Annotated in this window: 15 protein-coding genes and 1 tRNA gene; 7 read left to right on the forward strand and 9 right to left on the reverse strand. The window is 58.1% G+C overall.

Features of this window, described 5'->3' with window-relative positions:
• Positions 1-151: 151 nt before the first annotated feature.
• From C5F71_RS00175 to C5F71_RS00205, 7 genes are all read right to left on the reverse strand, one after another.
• Entirely contained in the window at positions 152-4,435 is a 4,284-nt protein-coding gene (locus C5F71_RS00175) for a DUF3883 domain-containing protein (RefSeq protein WP_104910343.1), read from the reverse strand.
• Between the two features lie 1,294 nt (positions 4,436-5,729).
• Complete coding sequence (locus C5F71_RS00180; protein WP_104910344.1) at positions 5,730-7,571, reverse strand: integrase arm-type DNA-binding domain-containing protein; 1,842 nt, start codon at positions 7,569-7,571, stop codon at positions 5,730-5,732.
• Positions 7,572-7,793: 222 nt separating this feature from the next.
• Positions 7,794-7,869: transfer RNA gene (locus tag C5F71_RS00185), tRNA-Gly, on the reverse strand.
• A gap of 63 nt (positions 7,870-7,932) precedes the next feature.
• Positions 7,933-8,493: a CDP-diacylglycerol--glycerol-3-phosphate 3-phosphatidyltransferase gene (gene pgsA / locus C5F71_RS00190; RefSeq protein ID WP_029293776.1), complete on the reverse strand. Its 561-nt coding sequence runs from the start codon at positions 8,491-8,493 to the stop codon at positions 7,933-7,935.
• 32 nt (positions 8,494-8,525) lie between these two features.
• Complete coding sequence (uvrC, locus tag C5F71_RS00195) at positions 8,526-10,349, reverse strand: excinuclease ABC subunit UvrC (protein ID WP_029293775.1); 1,824 nt, start codon at positions 10,347-10,349, stop codon at positions 8,526-8,528.
• Between the two features lie 16 nt (positions 10,350-10,365).
• Positions 10,366-11,007 (reverse strand): UvrY/SirA/GacA family response regulator transcription factor, encoded by a 642-nt coding sequence (uvrY, locus tag C5F71_RS00200; RefSeq protein WP_029293774.1) that lies wholly within the window; start codon positions 11,005-11,007, stop codon positions 10,366-10,368.
• Positions 11,008-11,158: 151 nt separating this feature from the next.
• Complete coding sequence (locus C5F71_RS00205) at positions 11,159-11,524, reverse strand: helix-turn-helix domain-containing protein (RefSeq protein WP_070996119.1); 366 nt, start codon at positions 11,522-11,524, stop codon at positions 11,159-11,161.
• An 81-nt stretch (positions 11,525-11,605) separates the two neighbouring features.
• Here C5F71_RS00205 and C5F71_RS00210 point away from each other — a divergent pair, with 81 nt between their 5' ends.
• Positions 11,606-11,845, forward strand: a complete 240-nt coding sequence (locus C5F71_RS00210) for a DNA-binding protein (protein WP_029293771.1) — start codon at positions 11,606-11,608, stop codon at positions 11,843-11,845.
• Between the two features lie 36 nt (positions 11,846-11,881).
• Here C5F71_RS00210 and C5F71_RS00215 read toward each other — a convergent pair whose 3' ends face one another.
• Together C5F71_RS00215 and C5F71_RS00220 are read right to left on the reverse strand one after the other, a co-directional pair.
• Entirely contained in the window at positions 11,882-12,331 is a 450-nt protein-coding gene (locus C5F71_RS00215) for an N-acetyltransferase (protein WP_104912572.1), read from the reverse strand.
• Between the two features lie 19 nt (positions 12,332-12,350).
• Positions 12,351-13,100 carry a carbon-nitrogen hydrolase family protein gene (locus C5F71_RS00220; protein ID WP_104910345.1) on the reverse strand — a complete coding sequence of 250 codons (750 nt, stop codon included), beginning with the start codon at positions 13,098-13,100 and terminating at the stop codon, positions 12,351-12,353.
• Between the two features lie 620 nt (positions 13,101-13,720).
• On the opposite strand from C5F71_RS00220, the gene C5F71_RS00225 reads away from it, so the two are divergent.
• From C5F71_RS00225 to C5F71_RS00250, 6 genes are all read left to right on the forward strand, one after another.
• Positions 13,721-14,806 (forward strand): 3-deoxy-7-phosphoheptulonate synthase, encoded by a 1,086-nt coding sequence (locus tag C5F71_RS00225; RefSeq protein ID WP_104910346.1) that lies wholly within the window; start codon positions 13,721-13,723, stop codon positions 14,804-14,806.
• 384 nt (positions 14,807-15,190) lie between these two features.
• Complete coding sequence (locus C5F71_RS00230; protein ID WP_092239309.1) at positions 15,191-15,472, forward strand: peptidylprolyl isomerase; 282 nt, start codon at positions 15,191-15,193, stop codon at positions 15,470-15,472.
• Positions 15,473-15,607: 135 nt separating this feature from the next.
• Entirely contained in the window at positions 15,608-17,467 is a 1,860-nt protein-coding gene (locus C5F71_RS00235; protein ID WP_104910347.1) for an extracellular solute-binding protein, read from the forward strand.
• Positions 17,467-18,528, forward strand: coding sequence for a microcin C ABC transporter permease YejB (locus C5F71_RS00240; RefSeq protein WP_029293758.1), 1,062 nt, complete (start codon positions 17,467-17,469; stop codon positions 18,526-18,528). Before C5F71_RS00235 ends, C5F71_RS00240 begins: the two co-directional genes overlap by 1 nt.
• On the forward strand, positions 18,528-19,550 hold the full coding sequence (locus C5F71_RS00245) for an ABC transporter permease (protein ID WP_029293756.1): 1,023 nt from the start codon (positions 18,528-18,530) through the stop codon (positions 19,548-19,550). The genes C5F71_RS00240 and C5F71_RS00245 overlap by 1 nt, the downstream gene beginning before the upstream one ends.
• Positions 19,551-19,560: 10 nt before the next feature.
• The gene (locus tag C5F71_RS00250; protein ID WP_104910348.1) at positions 19,561-21,138 is read left to right on the forward strand and encodes an ABC transporter ATP-binding protein; all 1,578 of its coding nucleotides are present in this window, start codon (positions 19,561-19,563) and stop codon (positions 21,136-21,138) included.
• The last annotated feature ends 121 nt before the right edge of the window (positions 21,139-21,259 follow it).

A 21,259-nucleotide genomic window follows, 5' to 3' on the forward strand; every position in this document is an offset into this window, starting at 1 on the left:
CTAAGAGATCGTAAAGGTGGGATATCTGGAGCGTAGCCTTCGTATTTTTGTAATTTTTCCGAAATCTCGCCAGTCGCTCTTATCAGAGACCACAACCGGAGTTCAGTAGCGGCGTAAGGGCAAGAATTCAGCTAGTCATGATGCGATTGCCCTAGAACGACTCAACCAACTTCTCGATATTGGCGCGCAACATGCCGAGCTCAAGCGTAATCTGTCGCGCCCCAAGCATGCGCGATGGGTTGGTGAAGCACTTTGCCACGGGTTCCTTAGCGGCGACGCGATAAACGCGCCACAACTCATAACGCTCACGCTCACGCAGTGCCTTTTCAAATTCTCTGCGGGGCCAGTCAAATCTGCCATCCACACCTGTAGTCGATTTCACTTCAATCCACCGCGGCTCCCCGTTGATGTCAATGGAGCGGATGTCATGGTCGGCACCCGGATCGTCTTGCGATGTCCAGACGACGTACAGCTCAGGTTTCGCATAGCCCATATCTCGTACTTTCTGAAGCTCCATGCGATAGACCAGTTCCTCACCACGTTGCCCCACGCGACTAGCCCGTTCATTCTCCGCAGCCGTGGGTGGTAGCCATACATTCGTGGTTCCACCGCCACCACCTCCCCCTCCTCCGCGTAGTTCGATTTCTACTCCTTGGGTCGGCGCGACCGTTAGCAAGACATCTTCGAGATTCGGCAAAGCGAAAGTAGGTGCCGCAGGCGGAGCGTTAATTATGCGCGGCGTAGCTGTATCAACGGGCTGGACCGCGTCGCTGCTAGTCGAACCAGAGGTGTTGAGATTGTCGAAGACCTGACGCAATGCAAGCTCCTCAAAATCCTCATCACTTTCGTCATCGTCATCGTCTTCGAGCTCGTTGGCCTCCTCATCATCCGCGATCGATCGGAAGCTATTGGAAAGCCCCATCAGCTCTAGATACTCTCTTAACTCCTCAAGCGTTCCACAAAGAAGAAGCGGAAGAAATGCGTTGGCGATGCTGCGCATCGTCGCCACGCTGGTAGCGCCAGCGATTTCTGCAAGCGCTTCAGCAAGCAATAGTTGAAATCTACTTTTGGTCTTTGGCGGAATGACACAGACCTGCCCAGCACTGACCGCTACCTGAGCAGGAACGACAACGCTCGTCCCAGCCACGCTGTAGCGACGCTCCATACTCGAAAAAAAAGCAATGTCACGAATACTGAGGAGGTCCCTTTTGATCATGGAAAGTGACGCTGGCTGGAAACCTGAATGACCATGCCGATTTCGATAGGCAACTTCATACAGTGCACGCGCAAGAAGCGGTCTATGCAGAATGGCGATGACGCGCTCGGCCTGTTTAGGCTTGAACCAAAGTGGTGGTCGACACGAAGAACCGAGTACAGCCTCACTTGTACCAGCGATTGCTGACAGTGGACGAATGCCGAGACCTGCAAAAAATGAGCGCACGTGTTCGGTTCTGTCAACGACTCCGGTGGCACTGTCGGCATTTCGAAGTGCTTGTTCGAGTGCTGGAAAATCTGGTTCGAGGAGTTTTCCAGAACGCAGCTCACCAAGAGTGAAGAGTCGCGCTTGATCGTCGATCAAGCAGTGAACGTCCTCAAGCCCTGAGGGTAAGCCAAAGCTCCTACGTAGGCGGTAAGCCTCTAGTAGGATGGCCCGTCTATCCGATGTTAAGTGGGTGTCAGTTGCCCATGCGGCTGCTACATTTCGGAAGAAGCGCGACCAATGCGTATCATTAGGCTGACTCGCAGCGCCAAGCGCAAAATATGCATCTCCGACTGCGTCGGAATGTTTGTAGAGAGGGAACACCTCACCTAGCGGGGTTGCCGTCCTGGAACCAACTAGGATTTCGGAGGGCGGGTAGAAGCCGTCGTGAACCCAACAAATCCGCATATTAAGAAATTCAGATTTGTTGCGCCGCTCGCGCTTAATGGCCTCCACAAGCGCCGGATATATCAAATCAGGCCGATTAGGAGCCCGTCCCTCTTGCATACGGCGATTGAGAATATCGACCAAAATCTCCAAACCCGGTGCGACTGAGAGTTTCAGCTTACGATATAGCAGATCATGACTCCCCCCGACAATTCGGTGGTCGTCATCGATGCATAAACGATTGGCCCTCGTGTCGAGGTGAAGCATGCAAGGAGCCGTAGGCTGACCTGATCGCGACATCAGACAGGGGATTACCTGCAGTTCATCTACGACCGCAGGAATGAGCAAATTGAAATTTTCGGTAAGCAGCTTTTCAAATCGTTCAGCTATCTCAGGACGCTCGGCAACCAATCGAGCGTAACGGACGAGATCCGAGCCATTTAGCGAACTACGAATCCGCAAGCGCGCGATCAATCCTGACGCCTTAAGCATCTCCTTCGATGGGGCATCTATCGCCGCATCGAGCTGCGTTGCCAAGGGCTTTTTGAGGTACACCATGGTAGACGGCGCTACCCACTGACCACGCTGATTCTTGACAATAGGATTGTTGCGTAATGCTGATAGAACGAGACGGCTAATCGGCTTCTCGCTGGTCAGTAACTTCCGGTAGAGCGTTTCTCGCTCCCGGTCATCGCCTACTGCGGAGGCGGAGCGGCCAGCGGCGTCAATCAGCCATTGCTCTTCGTCGAACGTACGGCAGTGACTTGAAATTGATTTGCATTGAATGAGATCTGGATGGAGCCGGTTGGCCACAGGTTCCGGGCAATCAAGCCAAAGATCTGGGCTTACGATCATCAGTCGAACAGCGGGTAAGAGTTCACCAACAGCATTCAAAGTCGAAGCAGTATTACCCAAGTCGGCTTTATTCAGCTTACTCAATCGTCGCGGATAAGCCGACAACGCCAAAGCTTGGCGTTTCTGCATGTCTATGCCGGTCATGGCACCAAGATAGTTCGTAAAGGAGTAATTCGCGTCGTTGCCAATTTTGGTCTCAAGACCCTTTAAATCATCACCTGCACATCGCAGCCTTACTAACGAAGAAATTGTGAATTGCTTGGCACCGCATTCTACCGCCAAGCTGGACAACGCCTCGTCGCCCGAAAGCTTAGGGACCAGATAGCGATTAGCACTGAGAAAACCGTGCAGCTCGGGATCCGTAGGAAGCACGATCTCAGTCGCGCGGGCGAAGTGAGGATTGGATGCATCCCCTGTAGGCCAGCAAGCGTCCGTCGCAAGGCGCTGAGCTATTTCATTTGAAAAGCGCGTCGAGCTGGGGTTGCCGTTGCTAACGAGTGCCTTGAATGCGTCCGCGCCATATCTGTCGAACCAATCAGTTTTGAGAAGATCAAGTGTCAGCTCGACGGCTTGGTCGATAAGCCAGTCGTTCCAGACGTGGTCGTTTATCCCGCTTCGATCCGTGTTGAGTTCGAATGGAGCACTGATACTGACGGCACAGCCAGTGACGGACGAGGGTGCTTTCAATGGATAATAGAAGTGACCAAACTGCCGGAGATCGATTCGCCGGCGAATGATCGGGACCGACACCGCGATACGTAACTTTCCGCCAGGTTGTCTGTAATATGCCGGAAAAGATCGTCCTGAAAACCTTTCAGGAATTTCGACCGTCCGCAAAAACTCCTCCTCCTGAAACTGGATTCGCTTGCCATCTTGATCGACGAGCGCACCTGCCCTCTTCGTCATAGTGACGCGCGCAGCAAAGGAGCGCGCGCGTTTGGCGTCTTGTTTCCAATAAAGCACGCGACCAGTGCGGACCGATCGAATGATGACCTCACGCAGTCCGCTTTTTTTTCCAGCAAGTGCTAGTTTGACTAGCGTGTCCGGCATGCCTGCAGCCATCATATCGAGGGCATGCGCCTCTCTTTCGACGCTAAACGCCTCCAGCAGCTCTGTCGACTTAAGCCTATAAGGCACGTGAACGCGAACACCCCTCCGCCGGGACGACGCCGGGTCTCGTTCACGGCCTGTTTCTTGTGTTTGAAGATCAAGCAATGCGACCTGCCCGCCTGATCGTACGTGTATTTGATCGCCAAAACGAAACAACGAACGTAATCCGAAATTCTTGGAGCCGATACCATTTGCTTTCGGCGCCACGACCTCTTCTTGCCGGCTGCCCAGCACATTGCCCGTACCGACAATCACAGAGAGCCGCTCCCACCCATTGCGCTCTATATTTCGTCCAGTACCGACCACCTCAAGCGAATGGCCTCCGAAGTTGAGCGTCAGTGAAGCTCCGCCGCCGTCATATTCGTTTTGGACAAGCTCGCGCAGGACGTCACTTGCATCATGTCCTGCAACAAACTGCTCAATGAAACTCGAGCCAATCCTGGTTCGCCGGCTCCCGCTGAAATCAGGTGGTACGTATTCGGCTTCTGCTGAGGGTTGATGGATGGGTGCCTTTCCTTGGTTACGTGCAGGTCGGTTAGCCGTGTTGGAATCAGTCGTAATTTCCGACGCCTCTGACTCATCGACTGCCAATAAATCCTTCAAACGTAGCACCTCGCGTTAGGTGGATCGCAGTCTTGGAGTTCACAACTCTTCGCTGGCGTGTAGTGGTTTATCGAACCTAGATTAGGTTGCCCTATAAGTTCCAGCATCCATTCGATCCTACGAAAGGGCATCGTATCGAGCACTTCAAGGAGCAAATGGGAAAAACCTCCTAACTGATCCAGTAGGTGGTGCTTTAGCGTTAGCTCATAAAGCCGAACGGGGACATGTACACGCAAGCTGCCATCTATTGCGCGCGTGTATTGGCTATGGATCGTCAATCGTCGTACCTGACTATGCTCGAATAGAACAATGACACTTTGCCATCATGGTAGCGCCGGTTTGTCTTCTTTATTGCCCTAGACCGATCTTTTTTATCGGTGAGATAAATTCACAGGCATCGCTGAGTAAGCTCGACACGCTCCCGACTCACACCGACCGCACTTAGGATATCCACTCATCTCCATATCGTCTTCCGAACGACCAAAGATTTGCCATAGACGGGTTGTTCGCCCGTATAAGGAGGCGTACCGAATACTAGCCACTGCCATACTTGAGTCCGTCAGAAATCACCATTCGCGATCGCTCGCACACTCGGCGCGAATGAGGGAGGAAAATGGGGCATAACTCGTTTTTTGAGCTAAAACCACCTTGCTGAAGCCCAGTCAAAACGTTCTTTGGAGAGAGCGACCTTAACTGTATTTACAGGCTTCCGGCTTACCACGCTTCGCGGCGCGACTCAGCATCAACCGCAACCGATCTCCAAATCGGCAGCCCTTTAACAAACCTACTCGCGCCTTCTGACTCTTGCACTGATACGAGTTGCCCGGGGGAAACGAGAGTCGAACGCCTTTCAAGTGGCATATCTACAGAGATCCAAGATATTCGTGGGAGTAAATGTGGGAGTATTTTTTAGACATGAAAAAGCCCAATCTTTTCAGATTGGGCTAAGTCATTGAAAAATATGGTCGGGACGGAGTGATTCGAACACTCGACCCCTAGCACCCCATACGTGGGATAGCTGAATTCCATGTTTATCCGCCAGCCGTACCTGCCGAACGCATAAAAAACCCGGCACGAGGCCGGGTGATTACCTGCCCCTCCGAAACGCAGCCCCCAAATGAGAGGGATGGAGAGCTGGCAAGAGAGTGCGGGAACGGGATACTGCCAAATGGTGCCTTCCTGCGCAATAGATTCCTCTAGCCGACCAGCTCCGAAACATCAGGCGACTTGTGTAGTCCCGCTAGATAGTCCCAAGGAAGCAGCGACATCCGTTATCACCGCACGAAACAGTTCCTCAGCTTGGGCCCAGGGCACTGCAAACGATTCGTGCTGTCACGTCGAAATTCTCCAAAGTGAGCACATCGATTGGCGAACGCCCCTTCAGTCGCTCATGAGGCTCACAGACCGTCCGATAAAGCATCCACCCATCGACATCCGGAAACCGCGCTAAAGCAGCAAGTACCAACTTGTGCCGCAGTGGATCAAGCTGCCAATCTGGAATGCGCTGACCACGATTCCCCAGGCTCAGGGACAGCAGACGGCGAGCCTTGATATCACGGTTGATCTGATCTCGGGATTTGCCGGCCAATTTAGCGAAAACCAGTAACGGCAAATTACTAGCGGCCTCATAAATGGCAAGCATCTCGGCACGTTCTCGCTGGATGTCAGACACGTGAGATTGATGCGGCTTTTCAGTCGGGACCGGGTGAGGTACGACAGGCGACTGGTGCAACATAATAAGAGCTGGTTCGTTACTAACCGAAGCCTTGGGCACCGAGACGGTTGCCTTTGGAAAGGCTTCGTTATACTGAATGGGATTCGTGTTCACGTTTTCCAGCGACGGCAGCGAAGCGGCCCCCTCCAATCGGATGGTAAGCGGAGAGCTTGCCGCTTTCAGCTGGCCCTGCCCCCATAGATCCAGACGATTCGCCCAGTCCTGCATCATCGTCCGGCGCTGCTCGACATACTCCGCGTGATTGTAGGCCGCACTCACCTTGTCCGGATCAGCATGAGAAAGCTGAGCATCCACCCAAACCTTCGGATATCCGATCTCATTCAGCGCCGTCGAGATCGTCGCCCTCATGCCATGACCGGTGAGTTGATCGGCATACCCCATCCGACGTAACGCGCCATTCAGCGTATTCTCACTGATACGCTTGCTCAGGTCGCTTCGATGCGCAAACAAGTAGCGTTGCGCAGGGGCCACCTGGTCCAGCAAGTGACGCACGATCTCCAGCGCCTGGACCGACAGCGGGACAATGTAGGGCGGTACATTTTGAAGTTGCTTACCCGGCTTTCGCATCGCCAACTGGAGCTGTTTCACCACCTCCGCCGGTATGACCCACAAGCGCTTCTCCAGATCGAACTGATCTGGTGTCGCCAACCGCAATTCGCCCGTGCGGACACCGGTCAGCAACAACAACCTAAGGCCAAGCCGAGTTTGGTTGGCGCCACCGTAATTTCGAAGAGCAGCCATCAATGCCGGGAGCTCATCCATTCGGAGAAACGGATTGTGCGTAACCGGAGGTTTGGGAAGTGCGACCACATCAAGGTCTGAAGCCGGATTGTGTTCTAGCCCCTCGATCTTCACCAGCGCATAGCGGAACAATTGGTTGAACCAGGTCCGGCATTTTTCGGCGGTCGTTAAGGCTTTGCGCTGTTCGATCCTGCTCAGTAAATCCAGCAGATCGTGACGATTGATGTCGTAAATAGACCTCCCACCCAGTACGGGCAAGACGTCTTTGTTGAAGATTCGCAAGATCTGCGAGAGCGTGCTCTGGCGCCCTTCCTTCAGGCTTAGCCTGCGGAACTCCACCCACTGATTGAACACGGCCTCGAAGGTGTGTTCCTTCGCAGCATGAACAGCAAGTCGCTGTTGTTTACGATGCTCGTAGGGGTTGATGCCTTGGGCAACTAAGGCGCGCGCCTCGTCACGTCGAGTACGTGCTTCTTTGAGGGGGATTTGAGGGTAACAACCCAAGGACATGCGCTTCTGCTTGCCCGCCCAGTAATAACGGAAGAGCCAGACTTTTCCGCCTCTGGCCGTCACATTGAGCGTGAGACCATCACTGTCGCCGAGGGTGTAGTCATTACCGGTGATTCGGGCATGCCGAACTGTCATTTCTGAGAGTGCCATAGCGAGCTCCTGAACAGAGTCAGGGCCAGATGCTCATCTCGCTACACAATCTGCTCCAGCATTAAACCGATTCGGTGCTCGTCAGAATCCTGGACTCAATTCTGGACTTAAACGCACCGGATAGTGCTGGATTTCAGTGGCTCCCGCTGGAACGAAAAAAGGGCCTAAAGGCCCTGATTTCAATCACTTACAGAATTCAATGGAACTCTGTAGCGCAATATTTGGAGCGGGAAACGAGACTCGAACTCGCGACCCCGACCTTGGCAAGGTCGTGCTCTACCAACTGAGCTATTCCCGCGTCTTGGTGGTGTGCATTCTATAGATTCCAGAACACACGTCAAGCCCTTGATTCAAAAAAGTTTTATTTCTTTTCCACGGTCGTGCGCAAGTGGGGCCACGCGGCGCGCAGGTATTGCAGCATGGACCACAGGGTCAGGCCGGCGGCGATCAGCAGCAAGGCGTAGCCCAACAGCACCCAGAAGGTGAAGTTCGACGGGTTGGCCAGCAGGATGACCAGCGCCAGCATTTGCGCGGCGGTTTTCCATTTGCCCATGTTGGACACGGCGACGTGGGCGCGTGCGCCGATTTCGGCCATCCACTCGCGCAAGGCCGATACGACGATCTCGCGACCGATGATCACGGCAGCAGGCAGGGTCAGCCACAGGTTGCCGTGCTCCTGGACGAGCAGCACCAATGCCACGGCGACCATCAGCTTGTCGGCCACAGGGTCAAGGAACGCGCCAAACGGCGTGCTCTGCTCCAGGCGTCGTGCCAGGTAGCCATCCAGCCAGTCGGTCGCGGCCGCGAAGGCAAAGACCGAACTGGAGGCCATGTAGCTCCATTCATAGGGCAGGTAAAACAGCAAAATGAAGATCGGAATGAGCAGGACGCGTAGAACGGTGATCAGATTAGGGATATTCATCGGCACAACTGGCTACGAGGTGAGAAGGCATTCTACTCGCTGTGTAGGTTTGCATAAATCAACTCAGCGAGCTTTTTACTGATACCGGGGGCTTTGGCTATTTCTTCAATGCTGGCACGGGACAATTCCTGCAATCCACCAAAATGTTTCAACAGTTCACGCCGCCGTTTTGGCCCTACCCCTGCAACCCCTTCCAGGGTTGAAGTACGCCGGGTTTTACCACGTCTGGCGCGGTGGCCGGTAATGGCAAAGCGGTGGGCTTCGTCACGGATCTGCTGAATCAGGTGCAGCGCCGGTGAATCGCCCTTCAAGGTGAACTCATGGGCCGCATCATTCAAGTACAACGTTTCGAAACCGGCCTTGCGCGTCGTGCCCTTGGCCACGCCGAGCAGGATCAGGTCGGGCACCGCCAGTTCGTTAAGTACATCACGGGCCATGGACAACTGGCCCTTGCCACCGTCCACCAGCAGGATATCCGGCAGCTTGCCCTCGCCGTCCTTGAGTTTACTGAAGCGCCGGGTCAAGGCCTGGTGCATGGCGGCATAGTCGTCGCCCGGGGTGACGCCTTCGATGTTATAGCGGCGATAATCGGATTTGATCGGCCCTTCCGGCCCGAACACCACGCAAGATGCCACCGTCGCCTCGCCGCTGGAGTGGCTGATGTCGTAGCACTCCAGGCGTTGCGGCGGCTCGTCGAGTTTGAGCACGTCAGCCAGCGCTTCAAAACGCGCGGCCACATGCTGGCGGTTGGCCAGACGGGCACTCAGGGCCTGCTCGGCGTTGGTCACCGCCAGTTGTTGCCAGCGCGCACGGGTGCCGCGCACCCGGTGGCTGATGTCCAGTTCGCGGCCGCGCAGTGCATGGATCGCGTCGATCAGTGCGGGGAAATCCTCATGCACCACGTTGACGATCAGTTCGCTCGGCAGGTCGCGCTCGGGGCTGCTGACGTAGTACTGGCCGAGGAACGCCGCCATGACTTCGGCCACCTCCTCCTCGATTCCCGTCTGGGGAAAGAAATTCTTGCTGCCCAGCACCCGACCGCCCCGCACGCTGATCAGGTGCACACAGGCGCCACCTGGATTGACGAAGGCTGCAATTACGTCAACGTCACCGGTGCCACCTTCCATGCTCTGCTGATCCTGCACCCGCCGCAACAAGGACACCTGGTCGCGCAGTTCGGCGGCCCTTTCGAAGTCCAGGACACTGGCTGCCTGCTCCATGGCGCCGGACAGTTCATCCGCCAGGGCATTGCTGCGCCCTTCAAGGAACATCACCGAGTGCCGCACGTCTTCGGCATATTCCTGGGGCTCGACCAGCCCGACACAGGGCGCCTTGCAGCGCTTGATCTGGTATTGCAGGCACGGGCGGGTACGGTTCTTGTAGAAGCTGTCTTCGCACTGGCGCACGAAAAAGGTCTTTTGCAGCAGGCTCAAGCTCTCGCGGATCGCCCCGGCGCTGGGGTAAGGGCCAAAATACTTGCCCTTGCGCTTCTTTGCCCCGCGATGGATGCTCAGGCGTGGAAAGTCACCGTCCGACAGAAACACGTACGGGTAGGACTTATCGTCACGCAGCAGAATATTGTAGGGCGGCCGCCACTCCTTGATCAGCGTCTGCTCTAGCAGCAGCGCCTCGGTTTCATTGGCGGTGATGGTGGTTTCGACCTGGGCGATACGCCCCACCAGCGCAGCGGTCTTCGGCGCCAGGCCGGTCTTGCGAAAGTAGCTGGCCAGACGCTTCTTGAGGTTCTTGGCCTTGCCGACGTACAGCAGGCGCGCCTCGCTGTCGAACATGCGATACACGCCAGGCCGGCCACTGCAGGTCGCAAGAAATGCACTCGGGTCAAACGCGGCGGTTATTTCAGTGGCTTGCATTTCAGGCGCTGGCGTCCACCATGCCGTGGCGAACCGCCAGCAAGGTCAGTTCCACATCACTGCTGATGGATAGCTTCTCGAAAATTCGATAACGGTAGGTGTTCACGGTTTTCGGCGACAGGCAGAGCTTGTCGGAAATCGACTGGACCTTCTGACACCCCACAATCATCAGGGCAATCTGAATTTCGCGCTCGGACAAGGCATCAAATGGCGAGTCACTGACCGGCTGAAACGACTTGATTGCCAGTTGTTGGGCAATCTGCGGGCTGATGTAACGCTGGCCAGCGAATACCAGGCGGATGGCCTGGACCATTTCCGCGAGCCCTGCACCTTTTGTCAGGTAGCCTGCCGCGCCCGCCTGAAGAAGCCTTGTGGGAAAAGGATCTTCTTCACAGACCGTCACTACGACGACCTTGATATCCGGATGACTGCGCAACAACTTGCAGGTAGCGCCAAGACCACCAATCCCCGGCATCTTGACGTCCATCAAGACCACATCGGGCTTCAATTCACGCGCTTTGATCAGGGATTCCTCCCCCGACTCGGCCTGACCGACTACTTGCAGGCCATCGATGTCAGCCAGCATTCGTGTAATGCCTGTACGAACGAGATCATGGTCATCGACTACTAGCACCCTAATCAAGCAGACACCTCGCGAAATGGTCTTATAGGTTGCCGGACACCTTAGCAAAAAACCACGGCACAGACCTAGCTGAACGCGTCATATATATAGAGTTTCAATACACTACGAACGCCTGCCGAGCGGCAGGCGGGGGTGTTTCCTGGGTAAAAGGTCAGGATTCCTTGGGGATCGGCGGGGATTTTCCATTCACCACAGAGCAATGCTCTGCCAAGGTGCTGGTCAGCCGGCGGATCGCATCCTGATCCTCTTTAAACATCGCGCGGTAGTTACCCAGAACCTTTTCTTCGACCTGGCTCAGGTTTTCCAGCTGGATGGGCGTGGGGCTCCCTGTCAAAACAAACAGGATATCGACACCCTTCTCTGCAACGCGCGATAAGTAATCAGCCTTTGGCGCGCGACCACCGCTTTCGTATCGACCTTGGGCGTTAGCCTCCACGCCTCCTATTTCACCGAAAACCTTTTGCGACAAACCCAGCCGCTCCCTCTCTTGCCTTAAGCGCGAACCTATTCCACTCATTTGGATGTAATATCCTTTATGGCACACCCCAAGAGGTGACGATGTCATCTCGTTTTACACAAACTTGAACGGTTTTGAACTATGCCCGGAATCCGTACCGCTGCACAAGCCAAAGCCTGGCTGGAACATCAAGGAAAGTCGGTCCAGGCATTCGCCAGGGAGCATGGCGTGGACCCGGCGACCACCTATCAAGTGCTCGCTGGGCGCAAAAAAGGGCGGCGTGGGGAAGCCCATAAGGTCGCGGTCCTTTTGGGCATGAAAGACGGGATCATCCTTAACGAGGCAAATAGCCTGGGCAATGATCAGGAGATCGGCTCCTAAAGGGCAGTATGCACCGATTCAAGTCGAGCGCGAGGTTTAACGCGACGACTGCGCTGGCAGACAAACGGACTCCATGCGCCAGAAACAACCCTCTTCACCGACGATACTCAGGCCCTGGCGTTGATACAGCCTTTTTGCCGGATTGGTCTTGAATACCGTCAAGCGCAAATAGCCCCGGTTTTCGACACGCGCCTTGGCAATCATCTGCTCTAGCACCCAACTGCCTGCGCCCTGGCGGCGAAAAGTGTCGAGAATGTGCAGCTCGCGAATGTATAGCGCGTTGTCATCCCGGCTCAGACTGACAAACCCTACCAGCCTGTCATCCTGGCAAATCAACCAATTTTCCCGCCCGGCCCAGGCGGTATCGAAGCCTTTGTCGGACCACGTCAAATCGTACTGCCGATAGTAATGGCCCATCGCCTGATGTGTCAGGGTGCGCGCAAAGGCCAGGTGCTGGTCCGATGCAGCCTTGAGGGTGAATGCCATCGCGGTGGCCTCCATTACGTCACAGCATGACCTGCCAGCCGCTCCAACTGCCAGCCTCCCTGCGCGCTATTACCAGGGCATCGCCCATACCGGGCGCAGCCGCAATCAACTCGCCATCAGGCCCCCAGATAGCACTGCGCCCGGCACACGCCCAACCGCCGGATGGCCCGCCATGATTGGCCATCAACACCACCATCGAGTGCTCGGCGGCGTATCCCTGAAGCAACGCACTGTCTGCGGCGTAACCACCCTCGCTGATCAAGACACCGGCCGCATAGACCGTAGCGCCGAGCTTCGCCGCATCATGTGGATGGCTGGCGTGGGAAAAGTCGGCGCAGACCGCCAGGGCAATCCGATCCTCACCCCACACCAACGCCTCTCCACCCGAACCTGCCGTAAATGCCGCCTCTTCGCCAGGATGCAGATGCTGCTTGCTGTAGACCGCCATAGAACCATCCGCCGCCAACACCAGCGCACCAATCAGCACCCCGCTGCTCGACGGCACGCGAATCGGCATGCCAACCACCACCGTCATGTGCAGCTCACGCGCCAGGTCCCGCAGGGGCGCCAGCACTGCATTGTCCGGCGCAATCGCCAACCCCGCCGCCAGCGCAGGCTCGTAGCCGGTCAGAGACAATTCCGCAAACACCAGCAGTTGCACCCCCTGCTCGGCGGCCGCGACCATAAATGCCAGGTGACGCTGGATATTGCCCGACAGGTCGCCAGCGATGGCACAGGTTTGGGCACTGGCAAGGGTCAAGGTGGTCATGGTCGCGTCCTGGCTATCATTATGAGTATCCATCCAGCATATCGGGGCGCCCCCATAGTGGTAAGCCCCTCATCGCGATAGAAATTACTGATTGAATCCACCGCCATGCCTCAGTTAAGCTCCACCCCATCATTTGGAGAAACACCATGTTGCAACTCACCCTCACCCAGGCTTGCCCTACTGCCAACGCACAGTGTTCGGTCGTGGCTACCCGCGTGAACGGTTTGAGCGCACTGGTCAGCTTTTATTTTGGGTATTGGTTTAGCCACTGGCGCGCCTGATACCTGAAATCGGCGCCCACTACTCAAGGGGTCGCCTGCCAGAGAAATCTAACCCCCGGTCGGCTCCCCGACCGGGGGTTTTGTTTTTTCAGCCCTGAACAATTTTTGCTACACACCGAACTTAAAGGAAATCACACCATGAACTACTCCACTTATTACCGTTACGACACCTGCACCGCCTGGCGATTTAGCAAGCTCCGTTCGGGACAGCCTGCCGCCTCCGATCGGTCACCTATTGGTGGCAAGCCAACACACGCAGCCAATACGGCCAATTGTCGAACACCCCAGTAGGGCAGAGCGTGCGGGAACAGCCCGCCGCTTGCCCAGGAAGCAGAAACCATGAACTCATCCATCGCCGCCCTGCCCGTCACCACCCTTGCCAGCGCCAATGAAGCGCTGACCCAGCGCTTGCCCAGCGCCCTTGAGCTCAAGCATCAGTTGCCCCTGAGCCCGTTCCTGACCGAGCAAGTCAACGTTCATCGCCAAGCCATCCGCGCGATTCTCAAGGGTGAAGACTCCCGCCTGCTGATCATCGTCGGCCCCTGCTCGATCCATGATCCCGAATCCGCCATGGAATACGCGCGCAATCTGAAAAAGCTGGCCAATGACGTCAGTGACCAGATGCTCCTGGTGATCCGCGCCTACGTCGAAAAACCGCGCACCACCATCGGCTGGAAAGGCCTGGCCTACGACCCGCACCTCGATGGCAGCGATGACATGGCCGCCGGCCTCACGCTGTCGCGGGAATTGATGCGCGAAATGCTGCGCCTGGGCTTGCCGGTTGCCACCGAGCTGCTGCAGCCGATGGCCGCCGGCTACTTCGATGACGTGCTCAGCTGGGTCGCCATCGGCGCCCGTACCACCGAATCGCAGATCCACCGGGAAATGGCCAGCGGCCTGGGCATGCCCGTGGGCTTCAAGAACGGCACCGACGGCGGCGTGGCCATCGCCTGTGACGCCATGCGCTCTGCGGCTCACCCGCACCGCCACTTCGGCGTCGACAGCCAGGGGCACCCGGCGATCATCCAGACCCCGGGCAACGCCGATACCCATCTGGTATTGCGTGGCGGCCACCGTGGCCCGAACTACGATCGCCAGAGCGTGGCCCAGGTCAAGACCGACTTGGCCAAAAGCAAAGTGGCCACGCGGATCATGGTCGATTGCAGCCATGCCAACAGCGGCAAGGACCCGATGCGTCAGCCTGGGGTATTCAATGACGTGCTGGAGCAACGCTTGCAGGGTGACACCTCATTGATCGGCATGATGCTGGAGAGCCATCTGTTCGAAGGCTGCCAACCGCTCAGCCCGTCGATGCGCTACGGCGTTTCGGTGACCGACGGCTGCCTGGGGTGGGACGGCACCGAGCAATTGCTGCGTGAAGCGGCCGCACGCCTGCGCGCTCAGAAAACGCCGGGGTCTGCGTAAGCGAACTGGCCGTGCCGTTGAACGGTAACGGCCTTATTGTGCCAAGCAGGCATATTGTGCCAAGCGGGCTTGTTGTGGCGAGCGGGCTTGCCCCGCGCTGGGCTGCGCAGCAGCCCTAAGACCATACAGCCTAGATTTATCTGAAAAACCGCAGCGGACTTACTGGGGCCGCTGCGCAGCCCAGCGCGGGGCAAGCCCGCTCGCCACAACAAGCCCGCTCGCCACAACGAACCCTCTCACTACAACCGATCCCCTGCCTACAACAGGCACTCCAGCTACATTCTCCGATGCCTGAACCCGACCCGATAATTCAGTGGAACTTTGCCGGGAAATAACCGCCTGAATCCGGTACGCTCACCTTTTTTATTCAAGGAGTTACCCACCATGCCCAAAGCTACCGCCCGTCACATCCTGGTTGCCACCGAAGACAAGTGCAACGAACTCAAAGCCCAGATCGAAGGCGGCGCTGATTTCGCAGAAATCGCCAAAGCCAACTCCAGCTGCCCATCGAGCCGTGATGGCGGCAACCTGGGTTCGTTCGGCCCAGGCCAGATGGTCAAGGAATTCGACACTGTCGTATTCAGCGCCCCGGTCAACATCGTGCAAGGCCCAGTGAAAACCCAGTTCGGTTATCACCTGCTGGAAGTGACCAGCCGCCAGGACTGATCCCCGTCTTTGCAAAACACAACGGCCCGCCTTTTGGTGGGCCGTTGTGTTTGTGTGGCAGCAGGGTGACTGGCGACCCGCACGCGGTTAGGGTACAAGTCCCCTTCCTTCTTCACCCGGCGCCCAAGGCTGATAATGCGACTGGACTTCCTCACGTTGGTTGGTTCTACCCTGGCCCTGCTGCTGGCGAGCACTGTCTCGTTCGCGGCCCCTCAACATGCACTGACTGTCTACGGCGAGCCCGCCAAGTACCCTGCCGGGTTCAGTCATTTCGACTATGTAAACCCCAATGCCCCCAAGGGCGGCAGCCTCAAGCGCTCGGCCCTGGAAGTCGGCCGCTTCGACCATGTGCTGCCGTATATCGACAAAGGCATCGGCGTCAGCCAACTGGACGGCTGGGTGTATTCGCCCCTGGCCTACCGCTCGCTGGATGAGCCCTATACCGTCTACGGCCTGGTGGCTGAAAAGATGGAGCGCGCCGAGGATGGCCTTTACCTGCGGTTTTTCCTCAACCCCAAGGCGCGGTTTGCCGACGGCAAGCCGATCACCGCCCAAGATGTAAGCTACAGCTTCAACCTGCTGATGACCCAGGGCAGCCTGCGCTTTCGCACGCTGTTTGCCGACGTCAAGCGCGTCGAGGTCGAAGGCCCCTTGCAAGTGCGCTTTGACTTCTCCAGCAATCAAAATCGTACCCTGCCCCTGGATGTCGCGACCCTGCCGGTACTCCCCGAACATTGGTGGAAGAGCCGCGACTTCGCCAATGGCGGCGGTTATGAAGCACCGCTGGGCAGCGGCCCGTACAAGGTCAGCAAGATCAATTCCGGCAGCACCATCACCTTCCAGCGCGACCCCGATTGGTGGGGCAAGGACCTGCCCGTCAACCGCGGCCTGTACAACTTCGATCGCCTGAGCCTGGAATACTTCGGCGATACCGAAGTCGCCCGCCAGGTCCTGCGTGGCGGCGCCTACGACTTCAACCGTGAGTTTTCCGCCACCGGCTATTCCATCGGCTACAACGGCCCGGCCCTGGATGATGGCCGCCTGCAACGGGCGCATTTGGCCAAGGATGCGCCGCAAAACTCCCAGGGCTACGTGTTCAACCTGCAAAAACCGATGTTCCAGGACCGCCGTGTGCGCCAGGCCCTGGCCATGCTCTGGGATTTCGAGTGGGCCAACCGGCAGATGATGCGCAACCTGTACATCCGCCAGCAAAGCTACTTTTCCAACAGCCCGCTGGCCGCGACGCAACTGCCAGACGCCCAGGAGCTGGCGATTCTCGAACCCTTGCGCGGGCAAATCCCCGACGAAGTGTTCACCCAGGTGTTCAAGGCGCCCACCACCGACGGCACCGGGATGATTCGCGACAAGCAGTTGCAAGCCCTGGCCCTGCTGGAAGCAGCAGGCTGGACGCCCAAGGGCGACAAACTGGTGAATGCCGCCGGCGAGCCGCTGGAGTTCACTTTCCTCAATGTGCAAAACGGCCTCGAACGCCTGCTGCTGCCCTATAAGCGCAACCTGGCGCAGATCGGCATCACGCTGAACATCAGGCGCATCGACTCCTCGCAGTACGTCAACCGGCTGATGAGCCGCGACTACGACATGATCGTCACCGGTTTCCCTGTCACCACCTCGCCGGGCCTTGAGTTGTACAACTACTTCGGCTCAGCCGCGGCGTTCGACCGAGGCGCCAACAACTACTTCGTCCTGCAAAACCCGGCGGTCGACACCCTGATCACCGGCCTGGTGCGCGCCACCACCCAGACGCAGATGCTCAGCTACGCCCATGCCCTGGATCGGGTGTTGCAATGGAATTACTACTGGATCCCCAATTACTACCCGCCCGGCACCTCGGCGGCCTGGTGGAACCGCTTCGGCCGCCCGGCCATCGAAGCCAGCAACGACGAGGCGCTGGAATCGTGGTGGGAAGTCAGCCCGACACCCCTGACCAATGAGCAGATGAAAGCCGAACTGAGCAAGTCGCGAGGTGCCCACTGATGTTTGCCTATATCGTACGGCGCCTGCTGCTGATCATCCCGACCCTGGTGATCATCCTGCTGGTGAACTTTGTGATCGTCCAGGCCGCGCCCGGCGGGCCGGTGGAACAGGCCATCGCCCATCTGCAAGGCATCGGCGGCGCAAGCGTCGGCGGGTCGTCCGGCGACGGCGTCAGCAGCGGCTCGCGAGCCAGCCGCGGCCTTGACCCGAAACTGATCAAGGACATCGAAAAACAATACGGCTTCGACAAACCAGCCCACGAACGCCTGTGGCTGATGCTCAAGAGCTATGCCCAACTGGACTTCGGCAACAGCTTCTTTCGCGGCGCCACAGTGACCGACCTGATCCTGGAAAAACTGCCAGTGACCGTGTCCCTCGGCCTCTGGGCGACGCTGATCACCTACCTGGTGTCGATCCCCCTGGGGATCCGCAAGGCGGTGCGCCATGGCAGCAGTTTTGATGTCTGGAGCAGTACCGCCATCGTCATCGGCTACGCGATGCCGGCGTTCCTGTTTGCGATGTTTTTGATCGTGGTCTTCGCCGGCGGCACCACCCTGAACTGGTTCCCGGTGCGCGGCCTGGTGTCGGAGAACTTCGAGCAACTGAGCACCGTTGGCAAGATCGCCGATTACTTCTGGCACCTGGTGTTGCCCGTCACTTCACTGGTGATCGGCGGGTTCGCCACCTTGACCATTCTCACCAAAAACTCGTTCCTCAATGAAATCACGCGCCAGTACGTGGTCACGGCACGGGCCAAGGGCCTGAGCGAACGCCGCGTGCTCTACGGCCATGTATTTCGCAACGCCATGCTGCTGGTGATTTCCGGAATCCCCCAGGCGTTTATCAGTGTGTTCTTCGCCGGTTCCTTGCTGATCGAAGTGATTTTCTCCCTCGACGGCCTCGGCCGCATGAGTTACGAGGCCGCCGTGTCGCGGGACTATCCCGTGGTCTTCGGCTCGCTGTTTATCTTCACCCTGTTCGGCCTCTTGATAAAACTGATCGGCGACCTCTGCTACACCCTGGTAGACCCGCGTATCGACTTCGCCGCGAGGAACGCCTGATGCTCAATCTGTCTCCCGTGGCCCGCAGGCGCTTCGAACGCTTCAAGCAAAACCGCCGCGGCTGGTGGTCGCTGTGGCTGTTTATCGGGCTGTTTATCCTGACCCTGGGTGGCGAGCTGATCGCCAACGACAAACCACTGGTGCTCAGCTACCAGGACGAACTGTACTTCCCCGTGTTCAAGCGCTACACCGAGCAGCAGTTCGGCGGGCAACTGCCGTTCCAGGCCGACTACCGCAGCGACTACGTGCAGCAACTGATCAAGAAGGACGGCGGCTGGATGCTGTTCCCGCCAATCCCCTTCAGCGATGACACGCCCAACTACGAACTGACCCGCCCTGCCCCCAGCCCGCCGTCCACGGTGAACTGGCTGGGCACCGACGACCAATCCCGAGACGTGCTGGCGCGGGTGATCTTCGGTGCGCGGGTGTCGATCCTGTTCGCCCTGGCGCTGACCGCGATCAGCGCCACCATCGGCATTGCCGCCGGCGCCTTGCAGGGCTATTACGGCGGCTGGGTCGACCTGCTCGGCCAGCGCATCCTCGAAGTGTGGTCGGGGCTGCCGGTCCTGTACCTGCTGATTATTCTCTCGGGGTTTGTCGAGCCCAACTTCTGGTGGCTGCTGGGGATCATGGCGCTGTTTTCCTGGCTGGCCCTGGTGGATGTGGTCCGCGCCGAGTTCCTGCGCGGGCGCAACCTGGAATACGTCAAAGCCGCACGCGCCCTGGGCCTGGGTGACGGCAAGATCATCCGCCGGCATATCCTGCCGAACGCGATGACGGCCACCTTGAGCTACCTGCCCTTTATCCTGACCGGGGCGATTTCCACCCTCAGCGCCCTGGATTTCCTCGGCTTCGGTATGCCGGCAGGCAGCGCGTCCCTCGGTGAATTGATCGCCCAGGGCAAGCAGAACCTGCAAGCGCCTTGGCTGGGATTGACGGCGTTTTTCACCCTGGCACTGATTCTGTCGCTGCTGGTATTTATCGGCGAGGCGTTGCGCGATGCCTTCGACCCACGTTCATGAGTGAATCCGTATGAGCGACAACCTGATCGAGATCCGCAACCTGTGCGTCGCCTTCAGCGGCCAGACCGTGGTGCGCAATCTGTCCCTGGATATCCGCCCCGGCGAGTGCCTGGCGCTGGTGGGCGAATCCGGTTCGGGCAAGTCGGTGACCGCCCATTCGATCCTGCAATTGCTGCCCCAGGCCGGCACCGCGAGCAGCGGCTCGGTGCGTTACCGTGGTCAAGAGTTGATCGGCGCCGGGCCCAGCGCCCTGCAAAAACTGCGCGGCAACCGCATCGCGATGATCTTCCAGGAGCCGATGACCTCCCTCAACCCCCTGCACAGCATCCAAAAGCAGATCGGCGAAACCCTGCTGCTGCACAAGGGCCTCGCCGGCAAGGCGGCCCAGGCTCGTATCCTCGAACTGCTGGACCTGGTGGGCATCCGTAACCCTCAGGAGCGTCTTAAGTCCTACCCCCATCAGTTGTCGGGCGGGCAGCGCCAGCGGGTGATGATTGCCATGGCCCTGGCGTGCGAGCCGGAATTGCTGATCGCCGACGAACCAACCACCGCGCTGGATGTGACGGTGCAGCGCAAGATCCTGCAGTTGCTCAAATCCTTGCAGCAACGCCTGGGCATGTCCTTGCTGTTGATCAGCCATGACCTCAACCTGGTGCGCAGCATTGCCCAGCGCGTGTGCGTGATGCAGGCCGGGGAAATTGTCGAGCAGGCCGACTGCCAAACCCTGTTCAGTGCCCCGCAACACCCCTACAGCCGCCTGCTGCTGGATGCCGAACCAGTCGGCACGGCGCTGGGCCAGGAGGAACGCGAAAATGTCCTGCAGGTCGACAGCTTGAGTGTGCGCTTCCCCATCGGTGGCGGGCTGTTCCGGCGCAAGCAGTACCTGCAGGCGGTGGACGGCATCAGCCTGGACCTGCAACGGGGCAAGACCTTGGGTATCGTCGGCGAGTCTGGCTCCGGCAAGTCCACCCTGGGCCAGGCGATCCTGCGCCTGCTGGACTCCAGCGGCAGCATCCGCTTCCAGGGCGAGGCCCTCGATGGCCTGAGCCAGAAGCAGATGCGGCCCTGGCGCAAGCAGATGCAGGTGGTATTCCAGGACCCCTACGGCAGCCTCAGCCCGCGCATGTCTGTGCACCAGATCATCAGCGAAGGCTTGGAGGTACACGCACCCTGCAGCCTGCAGGAGCGTGACGCGCAGGTGATCAAGGTGCTGCAGGATGTGGGCCTCGACCCGGCCAGCCGCTATCGGTACCCCCACGAATTTTCCGGTGGCCAGCGCCAGCGCATCGCCATTGCCCGCGCGCTGGTACTGCGCCCGGCCTTGATGCTGCTGGACGAGCCCACCTCCGCCCTGGACCGCACCGTGCAAAAACAAGTCGTGACGCTGCTGCGCGAACTGCAGGAAAAGTACGGCCTGACCTACCTGTTCATCAGCCATGACCTGGCCGTGGTGCGGGCCATGGCCCACGATATGATCGTGATCAAGGACGGCAAGGTGGTCGAACGCGGCCCGAGCGCTGAGGTGTTCGACTCACCACAACATCCCTACACCCAAGAACTGCTCGCAGCCACACAACTGCCCTTGTAGGAGCGAGCTTGCTCGCGAAGATCGTTAACGATAACGCGAAAAGCCTGCCACCCCGAGGCGTCCTCAGGTTTTTCGCGAGCAAGCTCGCTCCTACAAGGGGCGACGTGATCCTATTCACCTT

The organism is Pseudomonas sp. LG1D9, from assembly GCF_002949995.1.
Taxonomy (GTDB): domain Bacteria; phylum Pseudomonadota; class Gammaproteobacteria; order Pseudomonadales; family Pseudomonadaceae; genus Aquipseudomonas; species Aquipseudomonas proteolytica.